The organism is Chryseobacterium sp. JV274 (genome assembly GCF_903969135.1).
In the GTDB taxonomy this organism is placed as follows: Bacteria; Bacteroidota; Bacteroidia; order Flavobacteriales; family Weeksellaceae; genus Chryseobacterium.
Genome location: NZ_LR824569.1, coordinates 2499172 through 2516479, shown reverse-complemented (window position 1 = coordinate 2516479; position 17308 = coordinate 2499172). Strand labels below are relative to the sequence as shown.

The window sequence follows — 17308 nt, the reverse complement described above, 5'->3', positions numbered from 1 at the left end:
TGAGTTTTTCAATGATATGTAAATGTTTTATTTACTCTTTTTATAGTAATTAACACCGCATTCCAAGAATTTCTTGAAATCCTCTTTTGGCATATATCCTGAAACCGGAGTATTGATTACTTTTCCGTCCGGAGTTATCAAAACATAGTGAGGCTGCGAGTTATTGTTAAAGTTAACCTGCTGGAATAAACTCCATCTGTCACCGATTGTTTTTACCTTTTTGATCTGCCCTTCACCAAGGTCAATTTTAGTTTTTTGATCCTCCGGAAGCTCTTCTTTGTCATCCACATACAGAGATGCTAATACTACATCGTTCTGAAGGATAGGTAAGATATCTGGTTCGCTCCATACAAACTCCTCCATTTTTCTACAGTTTTCACAACCGTATCCGGTGAAGTCAATTAAAATAGGTTTATCTTCTTTTTTGGCAAGTTCTATTGCTTTGAAGAAGTCGTGTTCCGGATGCATTCCTAAAATTCCATCTTTTTCATCATGGAAATAACTTACGTTCAGTGGAGGTAAAATCCCGCTTAACAACTGCAGTTTTGGACGGTCAGATGGTATTAATCCCTGGATTAAATAGATTACAAAACCTATTCCCAATGCGCCTAATATCTTTCTTGTAATGGATATTTTAGGCTTTTTATCATCATGCGGGAATCTGATGAATCCTAATAAATATAATGCTAATCCTAATGCTACGATGATCCAGATTGCAATGAAAAGTTCTCTTTTTAAGAAGAATGTCTTAGAAACAAGATCTGCTTTAGATAAGAATTTCAAGGCTAAAGCCAATTCTACGAAACCTAAAACTACCTTTACCGTATTCATCCATCCTCCGGATTTCGGAAGACTTTGTAATGCTTGCGGGAATAAAGCCAATAGTCCGAAAATGATTGCCCAGGCAAGACCAAATCCTGCCAATGCAAATGTCAATAACATCGGAACGTTAGTAGAACCCGTTACCGCACTTCCTAGTAAACTTCCTAAAATAGGCCCTGTACAGGAGAAAGAAACAATCACCAATGTCAATGCCATGAAGAAAATACCGATAAGTCCTCCTGCTTCTTCCGCTTTAGAAGATTTATTAGCGATTGAACTCGGTAAAGTGATATCATAATATCCGAAGAAACTTCCGGCAAAGAAAATGAAAATAATAAAGAAGGCGATATTCAGCCATACGCTGGTAGAAATCTCGTTGAAGATATTTCCTGCAATCCCGTCGATAATGTGGAAAGGAATACTTAATAAAACGAAGATAAGAAGAATGAAAAACCCATAAATAAGAGCATCTCTTTTTCCTTTCGCTTTGTTCTTGCTGCCTTTCGTAAAGAATGAAACTGTTAATGGAATCATTGGGAAAACGCAAGGCGTAAGCAACGCGATCAGACCGCCTATAAATCCTAGGAATAAATAGGTCCAGTAATTTTCGTCCACTTTAGTAGAAGCAGTACCACAATCTGTTAATGGTTTTTTGAAATCTATCGTTTCAATTTTCAGCTGCTTAGGATCCAGTTTTGAAGTTTCTGTGATCGCAACTTCTGTTTTGGCAGGATTCTCAGTAACCGTTTCAGTTATTTTTACAGAGTCTTTTACAGGAGCCGCTGTTTCCTCAGTTGCGGCTTCTTCTGTTGCCCCTTTTGGGGTAACTTTTTGGTTGAATTCTAATGTATTGGGAGCAAGACAAACTCTGTCGTCACAAGTCTGATAAGTAATTTCAGACGTGACATCTGCAGGTTTTGTCGGATCTTTTAATTTAAATTTCTGCTTAAATCCTGCTGAATTGGAGTAGAAGACAATTGTTCCACCAAAAGCTTCAGAAAACTCTTCATGTTTTTTACCTACTTCGGTAAACTTCCCAATCAGTTCAATATTCTTTCCCGTAACTTTATACTCAGTAGGAATTCCGGTATCTTCCGGTAAATCTTTTGAGTAAATGTGCCATCCGCTTTCCATAGTAGCATTCAATACCGCTTCGTACTGATTGTTTCCCAGGTCGTTGATGGTGAATTTAAACTTTACAGGATTTTTTATTTGCGCATTAATCCCTGTCGCTAAAAATAGTAGAATTAATAAAAACCAATTTCTAAATTTCATTGTTCATTTCATTAAAAATTTTGAGACTCCATTTTGTCTTCTCATTCTTTGCATATCTTCTATCCTGTCTGAAGGGAATGATCCCTAGTACAGAATCATTACTGTCAGTCAGTATCCAGATTTTTTGCCTCGCTAAAATAGATAATTTTTCGTCCCTAAAAAACTTAGAAACTTTCTTTTTCCCGGAAAAACCGGTTGGATACAACTCGTCACCCTCTTTTTGTTTTCTCAAACGTAGTGGGAAATGAAGTTTGTCAGCATCAAAATCCCATTCAAACCCCTTATTGATTCCATCAATGCTTTCAATGTAATCTACGAGATTGATGTTGATTTGGTTTTCGGAAAAATCAAAATGATCAATCAGTACAATTTCCTCTTCGATTTCCTTTTCATTGCTTTTGTCAATAAAAATCAGTTCATCACGATTGACAATCAACTGATATTCTTTTGAAAAAAATGAACTGTTGTTTTCGGCTTTAAAAATTTTTGGTATTTCTTCCTCCTGGTTGAATCCGTATTTTTTTAAAATTTCAAATTTTACGAAGTCGCTTTCCTGATCCAGCTTTTCCTTTGATAAGATTTTATTGTTTTGGTTAAATACCGTAAGACGATTTTCGATCTCCTGAATCTGTTTCTGGACAAAATCTTTAGTTTGGTTCAGGTACAAAGAACTTTTTTTGAAGTTTTCCAGAAAATGGTCGTTGGTTTCCATCAGCATCGGAACAATCTCATTTCTAATCTTATTCCTCAGGTAATCATTTTTTTTATTAGACAAATCTTCCCGGAATTCAATCGTATTTTCCTCAGCAAACTGATAAATTTCTTTTTTTGAAAAATTCAATAGCGGTCTGAGAATATAATTGTCATTTGATGGAATCCCACTGAGTCCGTTGATGCCAGCAGCTTTGGAAAGGTTGATGATGAATGTTTCCAGCTGGTCATTCAGATGATGAGCGGTAACCAGAAACTCCAGTTTTTCCTTTTCCTGAATTTCTTTAAAAAAAGTATATCGAAGTTCCCTCGCCCAAAGCTGAATAGAATTCTCAGGTTTTCGATCCTTTTCCGAAACTTCATACAAATGAAATTTTATATGATTTTTCTCACAAAAATCCTGCACTGTTTTTTGATCCAGATCCGAATCATTACCACGAAGTTTATAATTGATATGGGCAACCTGAAACTGGAATTCTGAATCTTGGTTTTTGTTCCCAAAATCCCTGAATAAAGAAGCAAGAACCATAGAATCTGCTCCTCCGCTTACCGCCAGAAGATACGTATGATTTTCCGGTTCGTTAACGAGATTTTTTAATTGACTGATAAAGCTTGATTTTTCCAACATAGATGTTGAGAATTTCTTTTATGCAAAGATAACCGATATAATTCAATTGAATTTTCCTAACTTTGAGTAGTCTAAAAATGATTATTTATGAAGATTTTAAAAATTGTAGCAGTTTCTGCAATGGCGCTGGGAATGACATCTTGTGTCAGCAAGAAGCAGTATGATGCTTTGAGCTCAAACTATAAGCAGTGTATTGAAAATATCGGAGAAAGACAGAGAGAAATTCAGGATTTGAAGTCTCAGAACTCTGCATTGTCCGGTGAAAACAACTTGCTGAAAAGCCAGCATGATGCTTTAAAATCATCACTTGATGCATGTCTTTCCAATACCGGAAAAAGTTCTGCTAATATTGATAAACTGGTAGGAGAAATCAATGCTTCCAATTCTTATATCAAGCAATTGATCTCTAACAATGCTAAGAATGACAGCCTGAACCTGGCATTGTCTAACAAGCTGAAGAGATCTTTAGATAATGTATCAGATCAGGATGTACAGGTGAAGGTATTGAAAGGAGTGGTAATGATCTCTCTTTCAGATAATATGTTATACAAAACAGGAGATTACAACATTCTGCCTGCTGCTCAGGAAGTGTTAGGTAAAGTAGCAAAAGTAATCAATGACTACGATAAATATTCAGTATTGATTGAGGGTAATACAGATAATGCTCCACTGAACTCTCCAAATCTTCCGAGAGACAACTGGGATCTTTCTGCATTGAGAGGTACTTCTGTGGCTAAAGTTCTTCAGACTCAGTTTGGAGTAGATCCGGCAAGAATTACAGCTGGAGGTCGTTCTGAGTACAACCCGAAAGCAACGAACATGAGCGTTTCAGGTAGAGGCGAAAACAGAAGAACGGAAATCATCATTATGCCTAAGCTTGATGAGTTTATGAAACTGATGGATATCGCTCCTAAGAAATAATCACTCAACCATACATACAAATAAATCCCGAAGCAATTCGGGATTTATTTTTTTATGAGTTAATTTGTTTCGGAATATAATGAGCTGATATTTTTTTCTTTGAATAAGGAACTGCTTTTTTCGCTGTTTGCTCAAAATAAAAATTGGTGATATTCCATACGATCATAATAGCTGAAAAGTAGTATAAATTAAGAACGAGTGCGATTCCTATATGCATAGAAATTGTTAGGAAAAGCCATGTCTTCTGAGTCGGTTTGTACCAGATGAAAAACGGGTAGCACATCTCGATGATAATGGTACTCCATCCCATGAAACTTAAGAGATAAGAATGTTCTGTAAGCCAGCTGAAATCAAAATTCAGATCTCTGTTGGAATAGGGCAGATGAATGGCTTTCCAGATAGATTCTCCGTTCCACCAGTTGAAACCTAAAGCTTTATCCAGTCCGGAAAAGAAGTAAGCAATTGAAATATGAACCTGAAATAATCTTTTTACCGGTGTGGTATTTATCTCTCGTGATTTTCTACTGAAAATAAAATTCCTGAGTGAAAAATGTTGGTCTGAAGGAAAAAGGATGAGATAAAATAAAGACATGCTTGTGAAAAAGTCTGCACCATATGCAAAGAAAGAACTTCCTTTGAGTAATGCAATTTGAAGTATAAGTAAAAGAAGTGCAGAGCCTCTGGAATAAAACCCGGTAATGATCAAAATGCACAAGGTAATAAATGATATTTTGGTCATCACAATTGTTGTACTTTCTTCAATGCCGAAGCCCTGTAAAAAGGTGATGATTTTTGAGAAAGTAATCAGCCAGTCAGGAGTGAACACACTCATAATATCCTGTGGAATAATACTGCTGCTTGAAAATAATTTGTCAAAATCCGGGATCACTGCGAGAAACTGTAAGAGGATAACAGTTCCTATAGCAACACGGAAGAAGCTTAAGAATTCCGTTTGATTGTCCTGTTTGAAAAAGAAGCTTTCAAGTTGGGTATAAAGTACATTCAGCTTTTTCATCACTTTAATGTTTGAATTCATCAATAAGAATAAGATTTTCATTCGTTTTTCCCTGTTTAAAATCTGCAATAGTAGGGTAGTCGTACAGATAAAGTTTTGTAGTAACGCTGACGGCTTTTGGGTTTTCTTTCATCACATGTGCTGCGATCTGACTGATAATAATATCCAGATACTGATAATATTTTTTGTCATAGGTGTTTTTATCGGAAATTTTATCCAGAAACATATTAAAGACAGTAGTATATCTCACTCTGCTCTCCTTGCTTTTGAAATAAGGCATGGTCTTTTGTTCCAGGAGAGTTCCATTCTTGTCTTTCAGCTCAAAGCTCATTACAAAATCACTGGCAACATTCGGTGCATAAAAACCATATCCAGTATCAAAACCGGTATAAGCTGTAAACATATTGATAGGTTTTGATTGGGCAAAGTTCTCTGATATCACATAAACCAGAGGTTTATCATAGTTTTTGTTTTCATAATAAAAACCGTAGTAGCCATCAAACGTTCCCTTCATACCAATGGTAAATACCATCAATATGATAATGAATATTCCGGATAACTGAAGCTTTTTTTTCATGACAAAAAGATTTAAGAAAAGGCTGTCTTCAGAACAAAAACAGCCTTTAACTGTTATTTGTAGTTAGCCAACACACTATTAAGTTTTACATTGATTCTTGGATCAATAGCTGTATTGACTTTGTAAGATTTTATGATCACATTGGTAAGATTCTTTCTTCCCATAGTTGGCGGACAGATCGTATATTCTTCAGCACCTCTTATGGTAAGTTTACCTAAAGAAGCAATATCTTTCTGGCTCAGCAGGGCAGCATTAGTAGCAACCTGATTGTTTTGAATTGCATAATAATCCGTTCCAAGTTCTTTGGCTCCGTATTTTTTCAGGATGCCATCTACTTTAGCTCTTAGGTCACCGTATTTTTTCCAGTCGATATTAGCTTTCATTAAACATCCGCGGATGATATACTGTCTGTTGATTTTGTATATAATAAAATTGGTACCCAAACTATTCTGATGGAGTTTTTGTAGTTTTAATAAACTCTTCATGTCTTCATCAGAAATTTTTTTAACATCTTTAAGGATGTAATTGTTGTCTACAATGTAATTGCCTTTTTCTTTATAAAAAGACATTTCCTGAGGCTTTAGCTGGGAAAATATCATAACAAGTCCCACTATTGCTCCAATTAAAAATAAAGTCTTTGTTTTCATGTGGTTGTTTTAAAATATCCCTACTCTGTTTTAGGATTTTCGGGGGCCTCCTCGTGTGAGTGTTTCATGGTTGAGAAACTTAGATCAAATGTAGAATTATGTAAGTGCTTAAGAATAAGTGTTTATCCTGTTTTTTTATAAGGACTTTAACCTGTAATATTGAAATGTGAAGATTGGAAATATGAGGACCCCGGAATAACAGGCTGCTTAATGATAATCCAGACTGTTTTTATTGATGTTTATAACAATGATTTGTCAGATGAACTCAGAAAAGTTCTTTTGAATTGAAGTTGGGAAATGTTGGTCCCGGAATGGGATTAGATTGTTGATCCAATGATCAGGAAGAATAGCTGATGGAGTTTGAAAAGAGATACTACTGCTTAAAAAAAATAAATCCCGAAGGTGGCCGGGATCTATTTTTAATCAAATTAATTCTTCCTTTTTCAGGAGTGAAATAATTCGTAGCAAAAATGAAGTGGATATTTCTTTCTTAGTTTTTGCTGCAGAAGAATCAGTTTTGCCTTTCAGCATAACTTTTTTGTGATTCCCATGGTTAGTTTGTGTCTCTCCTGCAATCATCTTGTTTCTCTTAGTGTTTTTACCCCTTATTCTCATTGCAAACTTACAACGGATACCACAAAAATACCATCCGTATTTTCACGGTATTTTATATGGGGGTTTTCCCGGTATGATGTGTTTTTTTAATTTCTAACCAATTATTAGCGTATAATTGTTTGGTTAACAAAAGAATGTGTATATTTAAATCCCTTTAAAAGGAAATAAAAAAGAGGTGTCCGAAAATCTTAAAGAGTAGGAAATTAATACTAAACAAAATAATTATGAAAAATTCAAAAAAACTTTCAAGAGTAGAAATGAAAACTGTACAAGGTGCTATTAGAGGATGTAATCCACAGATATTTTGTACTAGCCCACAAACAGAGTGTTGCCCAGGATGGGTTTGTGCTGGTATAAGACAATATTGTATAGCAGTATAATGATTTTTACATAAAATTTAGATATGGCTAAGAAAAAGAGAGGGATTAATTTCTCTCTTTTTTGTATCTTCTTGTTGAATTTAAAAACTAGCTTTAAAATCCTTAAATTTGTTTTAAATTAAAATTGTATGAGTTTTTTTGAAGAAAAGAATCCTGAAATGGACAGATATTTGGAAGCACACGCTTCTTCGGAATCCGAAATTCTGAAAAAACTGAGAAGAGAGACTTATCAAAAGACGACACAGCCTCATATGATTTCCGGATACCAGCAGGGAAGGTTATTGACTATTATTTCCCAGATGCTGCAGCCAAAAAGTATTTTGGAGATAGGAACATTCACAGGATATGCTACTCTATGCCTTGCATCAGGATTGGCAAAAGAGGGGAAAATTACAACGCTGGATGTGAACGAAGATCTTGCTTATTTGCCGAAAAAGTATTTTGAGACCAGTGAATATGCCAATCAGATTGATTTTAAACTTCAGGATGCCAAAGAATTCTTGCAAGAAACAGATGAGTTTTTTGATCTGATTTTTGTGGATGCTGACAAGGAAAATTATGCAGAATATTTTAGATTGATAAAACCTCACACCAAATCCGGAACGGTAATTTTGTTTGATAATGTTTTGTGGTACGGGAAAGTGCTTGAAGAAAATCCGAAATTGAAATCTACACAGTCTATCCAGGAATTGAACGATTTGGCGGCAAAAGACGAAGATTTTGAAAATCTTATTTTACCTTTGCGTGATGGAGTCAACTTTCTTCGCAGAAAGTAATTAAAATATTCAAAGAGTAAAATAGTTAAAGATTGTACAGATCGTATTTTAATCTTAAATTATTCAATCTTTAAATTGAGAGTTAATGAATAAAGGAATTTGTATTGTTACAGTAGCGCCGGTTCGTGCAGAGAATTCTGACAGAGCTGAAATTGTTACGGAAATATTGTTTGGAGAAAGTGCAGATATTTTGGAAGTAGATAAAAACTGGACCAAAATAAAAATGCATTACGACGGCTATGAAGGATGGATGGATACCAAACAGCTGAAACCGGTAACGGATGAAGAGCTGGCAGGCAGAAAAGTGACTGTCGTTACTGAAGATTTTTCTTCCGTTTTAATGAATGATGGGAAGACACTATTGTCTATGGGATCAGAAGTGGAGTTCCCGGTGGTTGCTTCAAGAAGAAGTCATGATGTACGTGAAAGTATTGCCCTTACGGCAAAAGAATTCCTTAATGTACCTTATCTGTGGGGAGGCAAAAGCTTTTTTGCTGTAGACTGCTCAGGATTTACTCAACTGGTATATAAAATTCACAATATTAAAATTCCAAGAGATGCTTCACAACAGGCTGAGGTAGGAGAGCCGCTTACTTTTATAGAGGAAACACAGCCCGGAGACCTTGCATTCTTTGAAAATGCAGAAGGAAAAATTATCCACGTAGGAATTATGCTGGGTAATCAAAAGATCATTCATGCTTCCGGGAAAGTAAGAATTGATACATTGGACTCCACGGGGATTTTCAATAAAGAAATGAACAAGCATACTCACAAGCTGAGAGTATTGAAAAGTGTAATTTAATCCTAATTCAATCTCATCTGAAATGGAAAATACTCTTTTTATAATTTTTGATATTTTTAATTTTGGATGGGTCGCTTTTTTGTGGGGATTTACCCTGAAAAACTATAGCGCATTGCCAGAGAGAATTCCTGTACACTTTGATATGGAAGGAAAGGCTGATGGATTTGGTGGGAAAATATATGCATTTCTGATGCCTGTATTAGCTCTTGGACTATATGCCCTGTTCGTCTATGGATTAAGACATCCTGAAGATACTAATTTCCCTGTAGAAATTACAGATCAGAATATGAATGCTCAGTTTTTAATTATGAAAATTGGATTGAGAATACTTTTTGTTGTACTGGCAATCATTTTTACAAATATTCAGGACTATATGTTCAGATATGCTGCAGATGATCAGGCAAAACCCAAAATTTCATTTGCCACCATATTTTTATCCGTTGTGTTATTTACTCCTGCACTACTTTTTATTGCCCATATATTCAAATGATACATTCTAAAGATAATTCTGAGCACTATATCTGGGGAAACCATTGTGACAGCTGGATTCTGAAAAACACAAAAGGCTTATCTGTGAAGCAGGAAAAAATGCCTGCGGGAACATCAGAAAAACTGCACTTTCACAGAGTAGCAGAGCAGTTTTTTTATATTCTGAAAGGAGAAGCTGTATTTTATATTAATGAAGAGAAATTCCAGGTTAAACAGGGTGAGTCTATTTCTATTGCACAGGAATCAAAACATTATATCTCCAATGAATCCACCAAAGAAATCGAATTTTTAGTCATATCCAATCCACCTGCGGATCACGATAGAATTGAAATAAAAGAATAATTAAAATGGCTTTTCTATACACTATATTTATCAGTCTCCTTACTTTCGGAATGAAGGTTTTTGCATTGATTAATGATAAAACTAAAAAAGGCGTTGAAGGAAGAAAGCAGTCTTTGGATAAAGTAAAATCAGCATTTACAAAAACAGATAAAGTAATCTGGATGCATGCTGCCAGTTTGGGAGAATACGAGCAGGGATTACCTGTCCTGGAGAAGCTTAAAGAGAATTTCCCTCAGCATAAAATTCTGGTGACTTTTTTCTCTCCCTCAGGATATGAGAATGTCATTAAAAAGAAACACATCGCAGACGTTATTTGTTACTTGCCATTCGATAAAAAACATATTGTGAGGGAATTTATATCGCAGTTTAATACTGAACTATTTTTTACGGTTAAATATGATTACTGGTATAATCTGCTTGCTGAACTGAAAAGTAAAGGGGCAAAGATCTACGTTATCTCCGCTCTGTTCTATGAAAGGCAATCCTTCTTTACTTCCTATGGCAAATGGTTTGTAAAGCAGCTTCAGAAAGATGTAGATTGGTTTTTTCATCAGACTCAGTTTTCCTTAGCCTTGGCTAAAAGTGTGGGATTGATAAAATCTTCCGTAACGGGAGATACAAGATTTGACAGAGTAAAACAACTTCGTGAACGGAACAACCATGTAGACTTTATAGCAGACTTTAAAGGAGATCATAAAGCTGTAGTTTTTGGGAGCTCATGGCATGCTGAAGAAAAGATAGCAGAAGTGATTTCCCGTAAAAACAATACGGTGAAACTCATCATAGCACCACATGATCTGAAAAGAGTAGAACATTTGCAAAATATATTTCCCGAGGCTTTATTATACAGCCAAATTCAAAACATTCATATTTCCAGCACTCAGGTTCTGATTATAGACAGCATTGGTTTACTGTCAAAATTATATTCTTACGCAGATGCAGCTGTTGTAGGAGGGGGGTTTCATGATGCCGGACTTCATAATATTCTGGAAGCGGCAACTTTTGGCGTTCCTGTGATTTTTGGAAATCAGTACAAAAAGAATCCGGAAGCCGATGATCTCATCGCTGCGAACGGTGGGAAATCATTTTCAGACGAATATACAGCTGCAGAATTTGTTTTATTTCTTATGAATGAAGACAATCAGGAAGAGCTTACAGAAATGTCTCAAAATGCGGAAAAATTTGTAGATGGAAAACCAGATTCTACCAAAATGATTCTGGAGAAAATTTTATCGTAAATATCCCTGGCTTTTCATTTCCTTCATGATCTGATCTATGTTTTCAGGAATCCTGTCACATTCCAGCCAGCTGGTATCAAGGCCATTGTTGACGCAAAGTTTTTGTAGATAATGATTTTCTGAGATCTTCTCTTGGGTGTCACGCAGATATTCATCAATTTCCATCCAGTAATCCTCATCCAGTTTTTTAATAAGAGTCAAAGATTTGAATAATTTGTTGATGACATAAATATAAAGCTTGTAAACATTATCAAACCTTTGTCTGCTGAGGTCACTGTTGTTTTCCAGGATTTTATTGATAAGAAGAAGATTCAGTGAAACTTCCCCGAATTTATCTGTGGTAATTTTGATGTGTTCAGTAATCTCTGCACTTATCTTTCGGATGATCGTCAGGAAATAGGGAGCGTTTCCGGTGTATTTTGAGGCTAAAAGAACCTTTTCCGTTACAATTTCCTCCATTGCATCTCTCTTATCATCTGTAGTTTCCGGATCAATAAGTTCGAAATACAGCTTTTTCGACAGTAATTTATCCTTTCTCAGAAGTCTGAAAATAAGTTTGTCTTTCTCGGCAGCGGAAAAAGCGCTCAGAGCGGCTTTAAACTCTTTTGAATATTCCATTAATTGAAAAATTTCGAATATTTCATGAATCCGTTCAGTGCCCAGTTAGCTGTATAATACAATGATTTTACTGTTGAAAATCCCATGAAATCTTTATAGACAAGATATTGATCTTTGATGATGTTTTTTTTCTTTCTGGAAACACTGTTTTCGCGCATTCTGTATTTTGCCAGGGTCTTTTGTACAGGAATCCCTTCAGGAATTACTTTTAAAAGATTAAGCCACATGACATGATCTTCACGCTTACTTTTTACAGGGAACAAAAACTTACCTGCTCTTTTGGTATCGTACATCGTAGAAACCGGTGCCAGACGGCATGTCTTCAACAGATTGGAGAACGTAACGACTTTATCAGCCAAAAAATCTTTTAGAATAGGCTGAAGCTGTTCATCACATCTGGAATAATTGCAGTAGACCAGTTCTGCATTATGCTCCTGCATGTAATCCGTCATTGTTTCCAGATATTCCGGATACCAGTAATCGTCAGAATCCAGAAAAGCAATATATCTTCCCTGAGCTCTTTCCAGGCTATTGTTTCTGGCATTTCCTGCTCCACCATTTTTTTCCAGTACCTGTAGTTTTATTCTTGGATCATTATATTTTCTGATGATCTCAACAGTATTATCTGTGGAAAGGTCATCAGTAATCAGCCATTCCCAGTTTTCATAGGTTTGGTTAAGAACAGACTGTATGGTTTCCTCGATAAATTCTGACGAATTATAACAGGGAGTGATAATGGAGACAAGATCTTTCATTTATGTTTTTTGAGACTGTAAAATTATAAAAATCTTTTTTCATAAAAATGCCATGAGCTTACCCCTACAGCAATGACTACCAACATGCATACCAGAGCCATTACAAACGGATTGTAATCTTCAAATAACCCTAAAGTCTGGAAAGTTCTGATAATTGGGAAGTGAAAAATGTAAATTCCGTATGTGAAATCACCATATTTTCCAAAATTATTTAAGAATTTGAATGAATAGGCAATATACATTACGATAACACCGATCATCATTGGGGAAAAAAGCTGAATTTTTAAGTATAAATCAATCCAAGCGGTAGCGAGAGCGATGATGAAAATTATATTTTTATGTTTGATAAATTTATCAAAATTAAAGTAAATCAACATTCCAGGGATAAAATAGGATAATGTTCCGGGAAGCTGTTTAGCAAGTGAAATTTTATGTAATGATTCAAAATAATTTAGATAAATAAGTGACAAAAAGTATAAAATAATCAAACTTATATTTCTGTATTTATTATTCTTTCCAAAAAGCAAAAACAACAACGGTACTGCGAAATAGTAGCACATTTCTATTTTCAGTGTCCAAAGAGCACCATTTACTGCTTGATTTCCAAAAACTCCGGGAAGCCAGGGTGCTTTGAAATTTAAAAATAATGAATTCCAGAAAAGGTATTTGTAAACTTGTGTATTACTGAAATATTCGGTGAAAGAATAGGTACTTACCAAACTTAATAAAATTGCACATAAAAAAATAACCAATAAGTAAGCGGGAACAATTCTTTTGATTCTCTTTTTTAAATAACTTTTCAGGCTTGAAGACCTGTCATAACTCCTTGCTATAAGAAATCCGCTGACTGCAAAGAAACCGAAAACGGCAATTTCTATAGGGCTGTGCTCAAAAATTTTAAGATCAGGAGAATTACTGAGGGTGCCCAGATGTCCGAGAAAGACAATAAAGGCAAGGAGAACGCGTATAAAATCAAAATTGTTTTTCGTAATATCCTGCATTTGTATTTTCTTTCTTGCAAAAATAACTTTTTTAATAAAATGAATGGGTTCATGTATTCATTATTTGTTAAATAAAGGGAAAATGAGGTCTGAGGGTTTTAAAATATATATAAATAAAGGTCGATGAAATAATTTTTCATAAAAAATAGTAATATAAATCAAAAAAATTATAATTTTAGCGCTTGAAAAAATTGATCTATGAAGAAATTAGCATTACTATTTGCAGGTTTGTCTTTGTTTGCAGCTACAGGATGTAGTGATGACAATGATCCTGTTCTGGAAGCTCCTCTAGTTGGGACATGGCAACCGTTAAAAGAAGTAGTTACCACTGTAGAGGTTGGTGAAGACCCGGTTTCTAACACGATTACTTATACTGACTGTCAGAAGCAGACCAGATGGTTTTTCAGCGTTGACTCCAAAGGAGGAAAAACGAACTGGGGAGATACCGCTACACCTGGCCAGTGTGCTATTCTTTCTGATATAAAATTCAATTATACCTATAATAAGGAAGGAAAAGACGTTCAAATGAAAATTCAGGGAATCGTAGAGCCGCAAAATGCAAAGGTTATTACTTTGGATGCTACAACGCTCAATCTTGCTGTAAGAGAGGAAACTCAGGATCCTACTATATTCCAGACAAGAACATATACCTTCAAAAGAATTACTCAATAATAGGATGTACTTCAGGATATAAAACAGATCTCATCTCCGGATGGGATTTTTTTGTTGGGGATAGAATTGCAATTCATCATAAATTAAATTTCCATTTACTTTAAAATCATTATTTTTGTGAATCTTGTTAAAAAGAAAAATAATTCAATATTTTAAAGTCTAACATATAACATATATATATAAAGTGTTTTACGATCATCAGCAGATAGAAAAAAAGTGGCAGAAATACTGGGAGGAAAATCAAACCTATAAAACCTCTAATAACACAGATAAACCCAAATTTTACGTACTCGATATGTTTCCGTATCCATCCGGAGCAGGTCTTCACGTAGGTCACCCGCTGGGATATATAGCATCTGATATCTATGCAAGATATAAAAGACATCAGGGGTTTAATGTTCTTCATCCCGTAGGATATGACAGTTTTGGACTTCCTGCTGAGCAGTATGCTATCCAGACAGGGCAGCATCCGGCTGTTACTACAGAACAAAATATTAACAGATACGAAGAGCAGTTAAGAAAAATCGGATTTTCATTTGACTGGAGCAGAGAAGTGAGAACTTCAGATGCCTCTTACTATAAATGGACACAGTGGATCTTTATCCAGCTGTACCACTCATGGTATAATAAAAATACCGACAAGGCAGAATCTATTGATTCCCTGATTCAACACTTTGAAGAAAAAGGAACGGAAGGATTAAATGCCAATCAGAACGACGAATTAAATTTCACAGCAGAAGAATGGAAAATGGCTTCTGATCTTGATAAAGAAGATATCCTGTTAAACTATCGTCTTGCTTACAGAGCAGAAACCACTGTAAACTGGTGTCCTGCGCTAGGAACTGTATTGGCAAACGATGAAGTAAAAGACGGAAAATCTGAAAGAGGAGGGTTTCCTGTTTTCCAAAAGAAAATGATGCAGTGGAGTATGAGAATTTCTGCTTACTCTGAAAGATTATTACAAGGATTGAATACTTTAGACTGGCCTCAGCCTTTGAAAGATTCTCAGGAATACTGGATAGGAAAATCTCAGGGAGCGCAGGTTCAGTTTCAGGTAGAAGGCCACGATGAAATCGTTGAGGTATTCACGACAAGACCTGATACTATATTTGGAGCAACTTTTATGGTATTGGCTCCAGAAAATCCTTTAGTAGAAACTATTACTACTGATGCTCAAAAAGTAGAAGTAGATACTTATATTGAAGAAACTTCCAAAAAAACGGAAAGAGACAGAATGTCTGACGTGAAAAACGTGAGTGGAGCTTTCACAGGAAGTTATGCAATCAATCCGTTCAGCAACGAAAAAATGCCAATCTATATTTCAGACTATGTATTGATGGGATATGGAACAGGAGCAGTGATGGCTGTTCCGGCACATGATGAACGTGACCACAGATTTGCAAAGAAATTCAACCTTGAAATTAAAAAAGTTGTAGAGACAGAAGAAGACATTCAGGAAAAATCTTTTGATTCCAAAGATTCCGTTTGTGTAAACTCTGATTTCTTAAACGGATTGAATTATAACGACGCAAAGTCAAAAATAATTTCCGAGATCGAAACTAAAGGAATCGGTCATGGAACAACGAACTACAGACAGCGTGATGCTATTTTCTCAAGACAGCGTTATTGGGGAGAACCTGTTCCTATATATTATAAGGATGGGATGCCTTACACATTGCCTGCTTCTGCTTTACCATTACAACTTCCTGAAGTTGAAAAATATTTACCAACAGAAGACGGAGATCCGCCATTAGGAAATGCAAAAGAATTTGCCTGGGATGAAGCTAACCAAAAAGTAGTTGCTACAAATCTTGTTAATGATAAAACTATTTTCCCGTTAGAATTATCTACAATGCCGGGCTGGGCTGGAAGCTCATGGTATTTCCTTAGATATATGGATCCTCAGAATGACGGAGAATTCTGTGCCAAAGATCTTTCAGACTATTGGGGACAAGTAGATTTATATATAGGAGGAAGCGAACATGCAACAGGCCACCTATTATATTCCCGTTTCTGGAACATGTTCTTAAAAGACAGAGGATATATCAATCATGATGAGCCATTCCAGAAATTGATCAACCAGGGGATGATCTTGGGAATGAGTGCATTTGTGTACAGAATTGACGGAACCAACCAATATGCATCTAAAAACTTAGCAAAAGATTACCAGACTCAACAGATCCACGTTGACGTATCCTTATTAAAAGGGACTTCAGACGAATTGGATACTGAAGCTTTCAAAGCCTGGAGACCTGATTATGCTAATGCAGAATTTATCCTGGAAGATGGAAAATACATCACAGATCGTGAAGTAGAAAAAATGTCCAAGTCAAAATACAATGTTGTTAATCCTGATGATATCTGTGAAGAGTATGGCGCTGATGGTTTAAGACTATATGAAATGTTCCTGGGTCCATTAGAACAATCCAAGCCTTGGAATACGCAGGGATTAAGTGGAGTATATGGTTTCCTTAAAAAATTCTGGAATCTGTATTTCAACGAAGATACATTTGAAGTTTCGGAAGAAGAACCTACAAAAGCAGAATATAAAGTTTTGCATACTTTAATAAAGAAGGTGGTATATGATATTGAAAACTTCTCTTTCAATACTTCTGTATCATCATTTATGATTGCTGTCAATGAGCTTCAGAAAATAAAATGCAATAAGCGCAATATTTTAGAGCCGCTGGCCGTTATCATCTCTCCGTATGCTCCTCATATCTGTGAAGAACTATGGAATTTGTTAGGACATGATACGTCTATTGAATTTGAACAGTTCCCGGTATTAAATGAAGATTATCTGGTTGAGGACGAAATTCAGTATCCGGTAAGTGTAAATGGTAAAATGAAGTTCAAAATTTCACTTTCAGCTCAATTATCTGCCAAGGAAGTGGAAGATTTGGTGATTTCGAATGAGAAAATGCAACAAATTTTGGAAGGCAAAACCCCTAAAAAAATCATTGTAGTCCCTCACCGTATTGTGAATATCGTAATTTAAATAAAATTTAACATTGGGAAATTAAA

Annotated in this window: 17 protein-coding genes; 9 read left to right on the top strand and 8 right to left on the bottom strand. The window is 35.5% G+C overall.

Annotated elements, in window-relative coordinates; translation table 11 throughout:
• Positions 1 to 27 precede the first annotated feature (27 nt).
• Positions 28 to 2097, bottom strand: a complete 2070-nt coding sequence (locus CHRYMOREF3P_RS11680) for a protein-disulfide reductase DsbD family protein (RefSeq protein ID WP_077418820.1) — start codon at positions 2095 to 2097, stop codon at positions 28 to 30.
• A complete protein-coding gene (tilS, locus tag CHRYMOREF3P_RS11675; RefSeq protein ID WP_180564691.1) occupies positions 2087 to 3436 on the bottom strand; it encodes a tRNA lysidine(34) synthetase TilS in 1350 nt (449 codons plus the stop codon). The genes CHRYMOREF3P_RS11680 and tilS overlap by 11 nt, the downstream gene beginning before the upstream one ends.
• Positions 3437 to 3523: 87 nt before the next feature.
• On the opposite strand from tilS, the gene CHRYMOREF3P_RS11670 reads away from it, so the two are divergent.
• Positions 3524 to 4357: an OmpA family protein gene (locus CHRYMOREF3P_RS11670; protein ID WP_047385985.1), complete on the top strand. Its 834-nt coding sequence runs from the start codon at positions 3524 to 3526 to the stop codon at positions 4355 to 4357.
• Positions 4358 to 4409: 52 nt separating this feature from the next.
• Here the strand turns inward: CHRYMOREF3P_RS11670 and CHRYMOREF3P_RS11665 are convergent, their stop codons facing one another.
• Genes CHRYMOREF3P_RS11665 through CHRYMOREF3P_RS11655 form a run of 3 tightly spaced genes read right to left on the bottom strand, consistent with a single transcriptional unit; the run spans position 4410 to position 6596 of the window.
• A complete protein-coding gene (locus CHRYMOREF3P_RS11665) occupies positions 4410 to 5372 on the bottom strand; it encodes an HTTM domain-containing protein (protein WP_180564690.1) in 963 nt (320 codons plus the stop codon).
• Between the two features lie 4 nt (positions 5373 to 5376).
• Entirely contained in the window at positions 5377 to 5949 is a 573-nt protein-coding gene (locus tag CHRYMOREF3P_RS11660) for a hypothetical protein (protein WP_180564689.1), read from the bottom strand.
• Between the two features lie 53 nt (positions 5950 to 6002).
• Entirely contained in the window at positions 6003 to 6596 is a 594-nt protein-coding gene (locus CHRYMOREF3P_RS11655; protein ID WP_077418824.1) for a hypothetical protein, read from the bottom strand.
• An 839-nt stretch (positions 6597 to 7435) separates the two neighbouring features.
• Between CHRYMOREF3P_RS11655 and CHRYMOREF3P_RS24400 the strand changes: the two genes are divergently transcribed.
• The 6 genes from CHRYMOREF3P_RS24400 to CHRYMOREF3P_RS11630 all read left to right on the top strand — a co-directional run bounded on the left by CHRYMOREF3P_RS24400 (position 7436) and on the right by CHRYMOREF3P_RS11630 (position 11238).
• Positions 7436 to 7591 (top strand): CCPGW family putative bacteriocin, encoded by a 156-nt coding sequence (locus tag CHRYMOREF3P_RS24400; RefSeq protein WP_410493605.1) that lies wholly within the window; start codon positions 7436 to 7438, stop codon positions 7589 to 7591.
• Between the two features lie 128 nt (positions 7592 to 7719).
• Positions 7720 to 8367 (top strand): O-methyltransferase, encoded by a 648-nt coding sequence (locus tag CHRYMOREF3P_RS11650; protein ID WP_077418826.1) that lies wholly within the window; start codon positions 7720 to 7722, stop codon positions 8365 to 8367.
• A gap of 85 nt (positions 8368 to 8452) precedes the next feature.
• Positions 8453 to 9169, top strand: a complete 717-nt coding sequence (locus CHRYMOREF3P_RS11645; RefSeq protein WP_047385994.1) for a C40 family peptidase — start codon at positions 8453 to 8455, stop codon at positions 9167 to 9169.
• A 22-nt stretch (positions 9170 to 9191) separates the two neighbouring features.
• Positions 9192 to 9659, top strand: coding sequence for a DUF1648 domain-containing protein (locus CHRYMOREF3P_RS11640; RefSeq protein ID WP_077418827.1), 468 nt, complete (start codon positions 9192 to 9194; stop codon positions 9657 to 9659).
• A complete protein-coding gene (locus CHRYMOREF3P_RS11635; protein ID WP_077418828.1) occupies positions 9656 to 10000 on the top strand; it encodes a cupin domain-containing protein in 345 nt (114 codons plus the stop codon). Before CHRYMOREF3P_RS11640 ends, CHRYMOREF3P_RS11635 begins: the two co-directional genes overlap by 4 nt.
• Positions 10001 to 10005: 5 nt before the next feature.
• Positions 10006 to 11238, top strand: coding sequence for a 3-deoxy-D-manno-octulosonic acid transferase (locus CHRYMOREF3P_RS11630; protein ID WP_180564688.1), 1233 nt, complete (start codon positions 10006 to 10008; stop codon positions 11236 to 11238).
• On the opposite strand, the gene CHRYMOREF3P_RS11625 is transcribed toward CHRYMOREF3P_RS11630, so the two are convergent.
• The 3 genes from CHRYMOREF3P_RS11625 to CHRYMOREF3P_RS11615 are packed head-to-tail and all read right to left on the bottom strand — an operon-like array spanning position 11230 to position 13612.
• Positions 11230 to 11856: a deoxyuridine 5'-triphosphate nucleotidohydrolase gene (locus CHRYMOREF3P_RS11625; RefSeq protein WP_077418830.1), complete on the bottom strand. Its 627-nt coding sequence runs from the start codon at positions 11854 to 11856 to the stop codon at positions 11230 to 11232. The two genes, CHRYMOREF3P_RS11630 and CHRYMOREF3P_RS11625, sit on opposite strands and share 9 nt — an antisense overlap.
• The gene (locus CHRYMOREF3P_RS11620; protein WP_077418831.1) at positions 11856 to 12611 is read right to left on the bottom strand and encodes a glycosyltransferase family 2 protein; all 756 of its coding nucleotides are present in this window, start codon (positions 12609 to 12611) and stop codon (positions 11856 to 11858) included. The genes CHRYMOREF3P_RS11625 and CHRYMOREF3P_RS11620 overlap by 1 nt, the downstream gene beginning before the upstream one ends.
• Before the next feature lie 23 nt (positions 12612 to 12634).
• Entirely contained in the window at positions 12635 to 13612 is a 978-nt protein-coding gene (locus CHRYMOREF3P_RS11615) for an acyltransferase family protein (RefSeq protein ID WP_077418832.1), read from the bottom strand.
• A gap of 198 nt (positions 13613 to 13810) precedes the next feature.
• Between CHRYMOREF3P_RS11615 and CHRYMOREF3P_RS11610 the strand changes: the two genes are divergently transcribed.
• Positions 13811 to 14284: a lipocalin family protein gene (locus tag CHRYMOREF3P_RS11610; protein ID WP_077418833.1), complete on the top strand. Its 474-nt coding sequence runs from the start codon at positions 13811 to 13813 to the stop codon at positions 14282 to 14284.
• 184 nt (positions 14285 to 14468) lie between these two features.
• Entirely contained in the window at positions 14469 to 17282 is a 2814-nt protein-coding gene (gene leuS, locus CHRYMOREF3P_RS11605) for a leucine--tRNA ligase (RefSeq protein WP_180564687.1), read from the top strand.
• Positions 17283 to 17308: the final 26 nt, after the last annotated feature.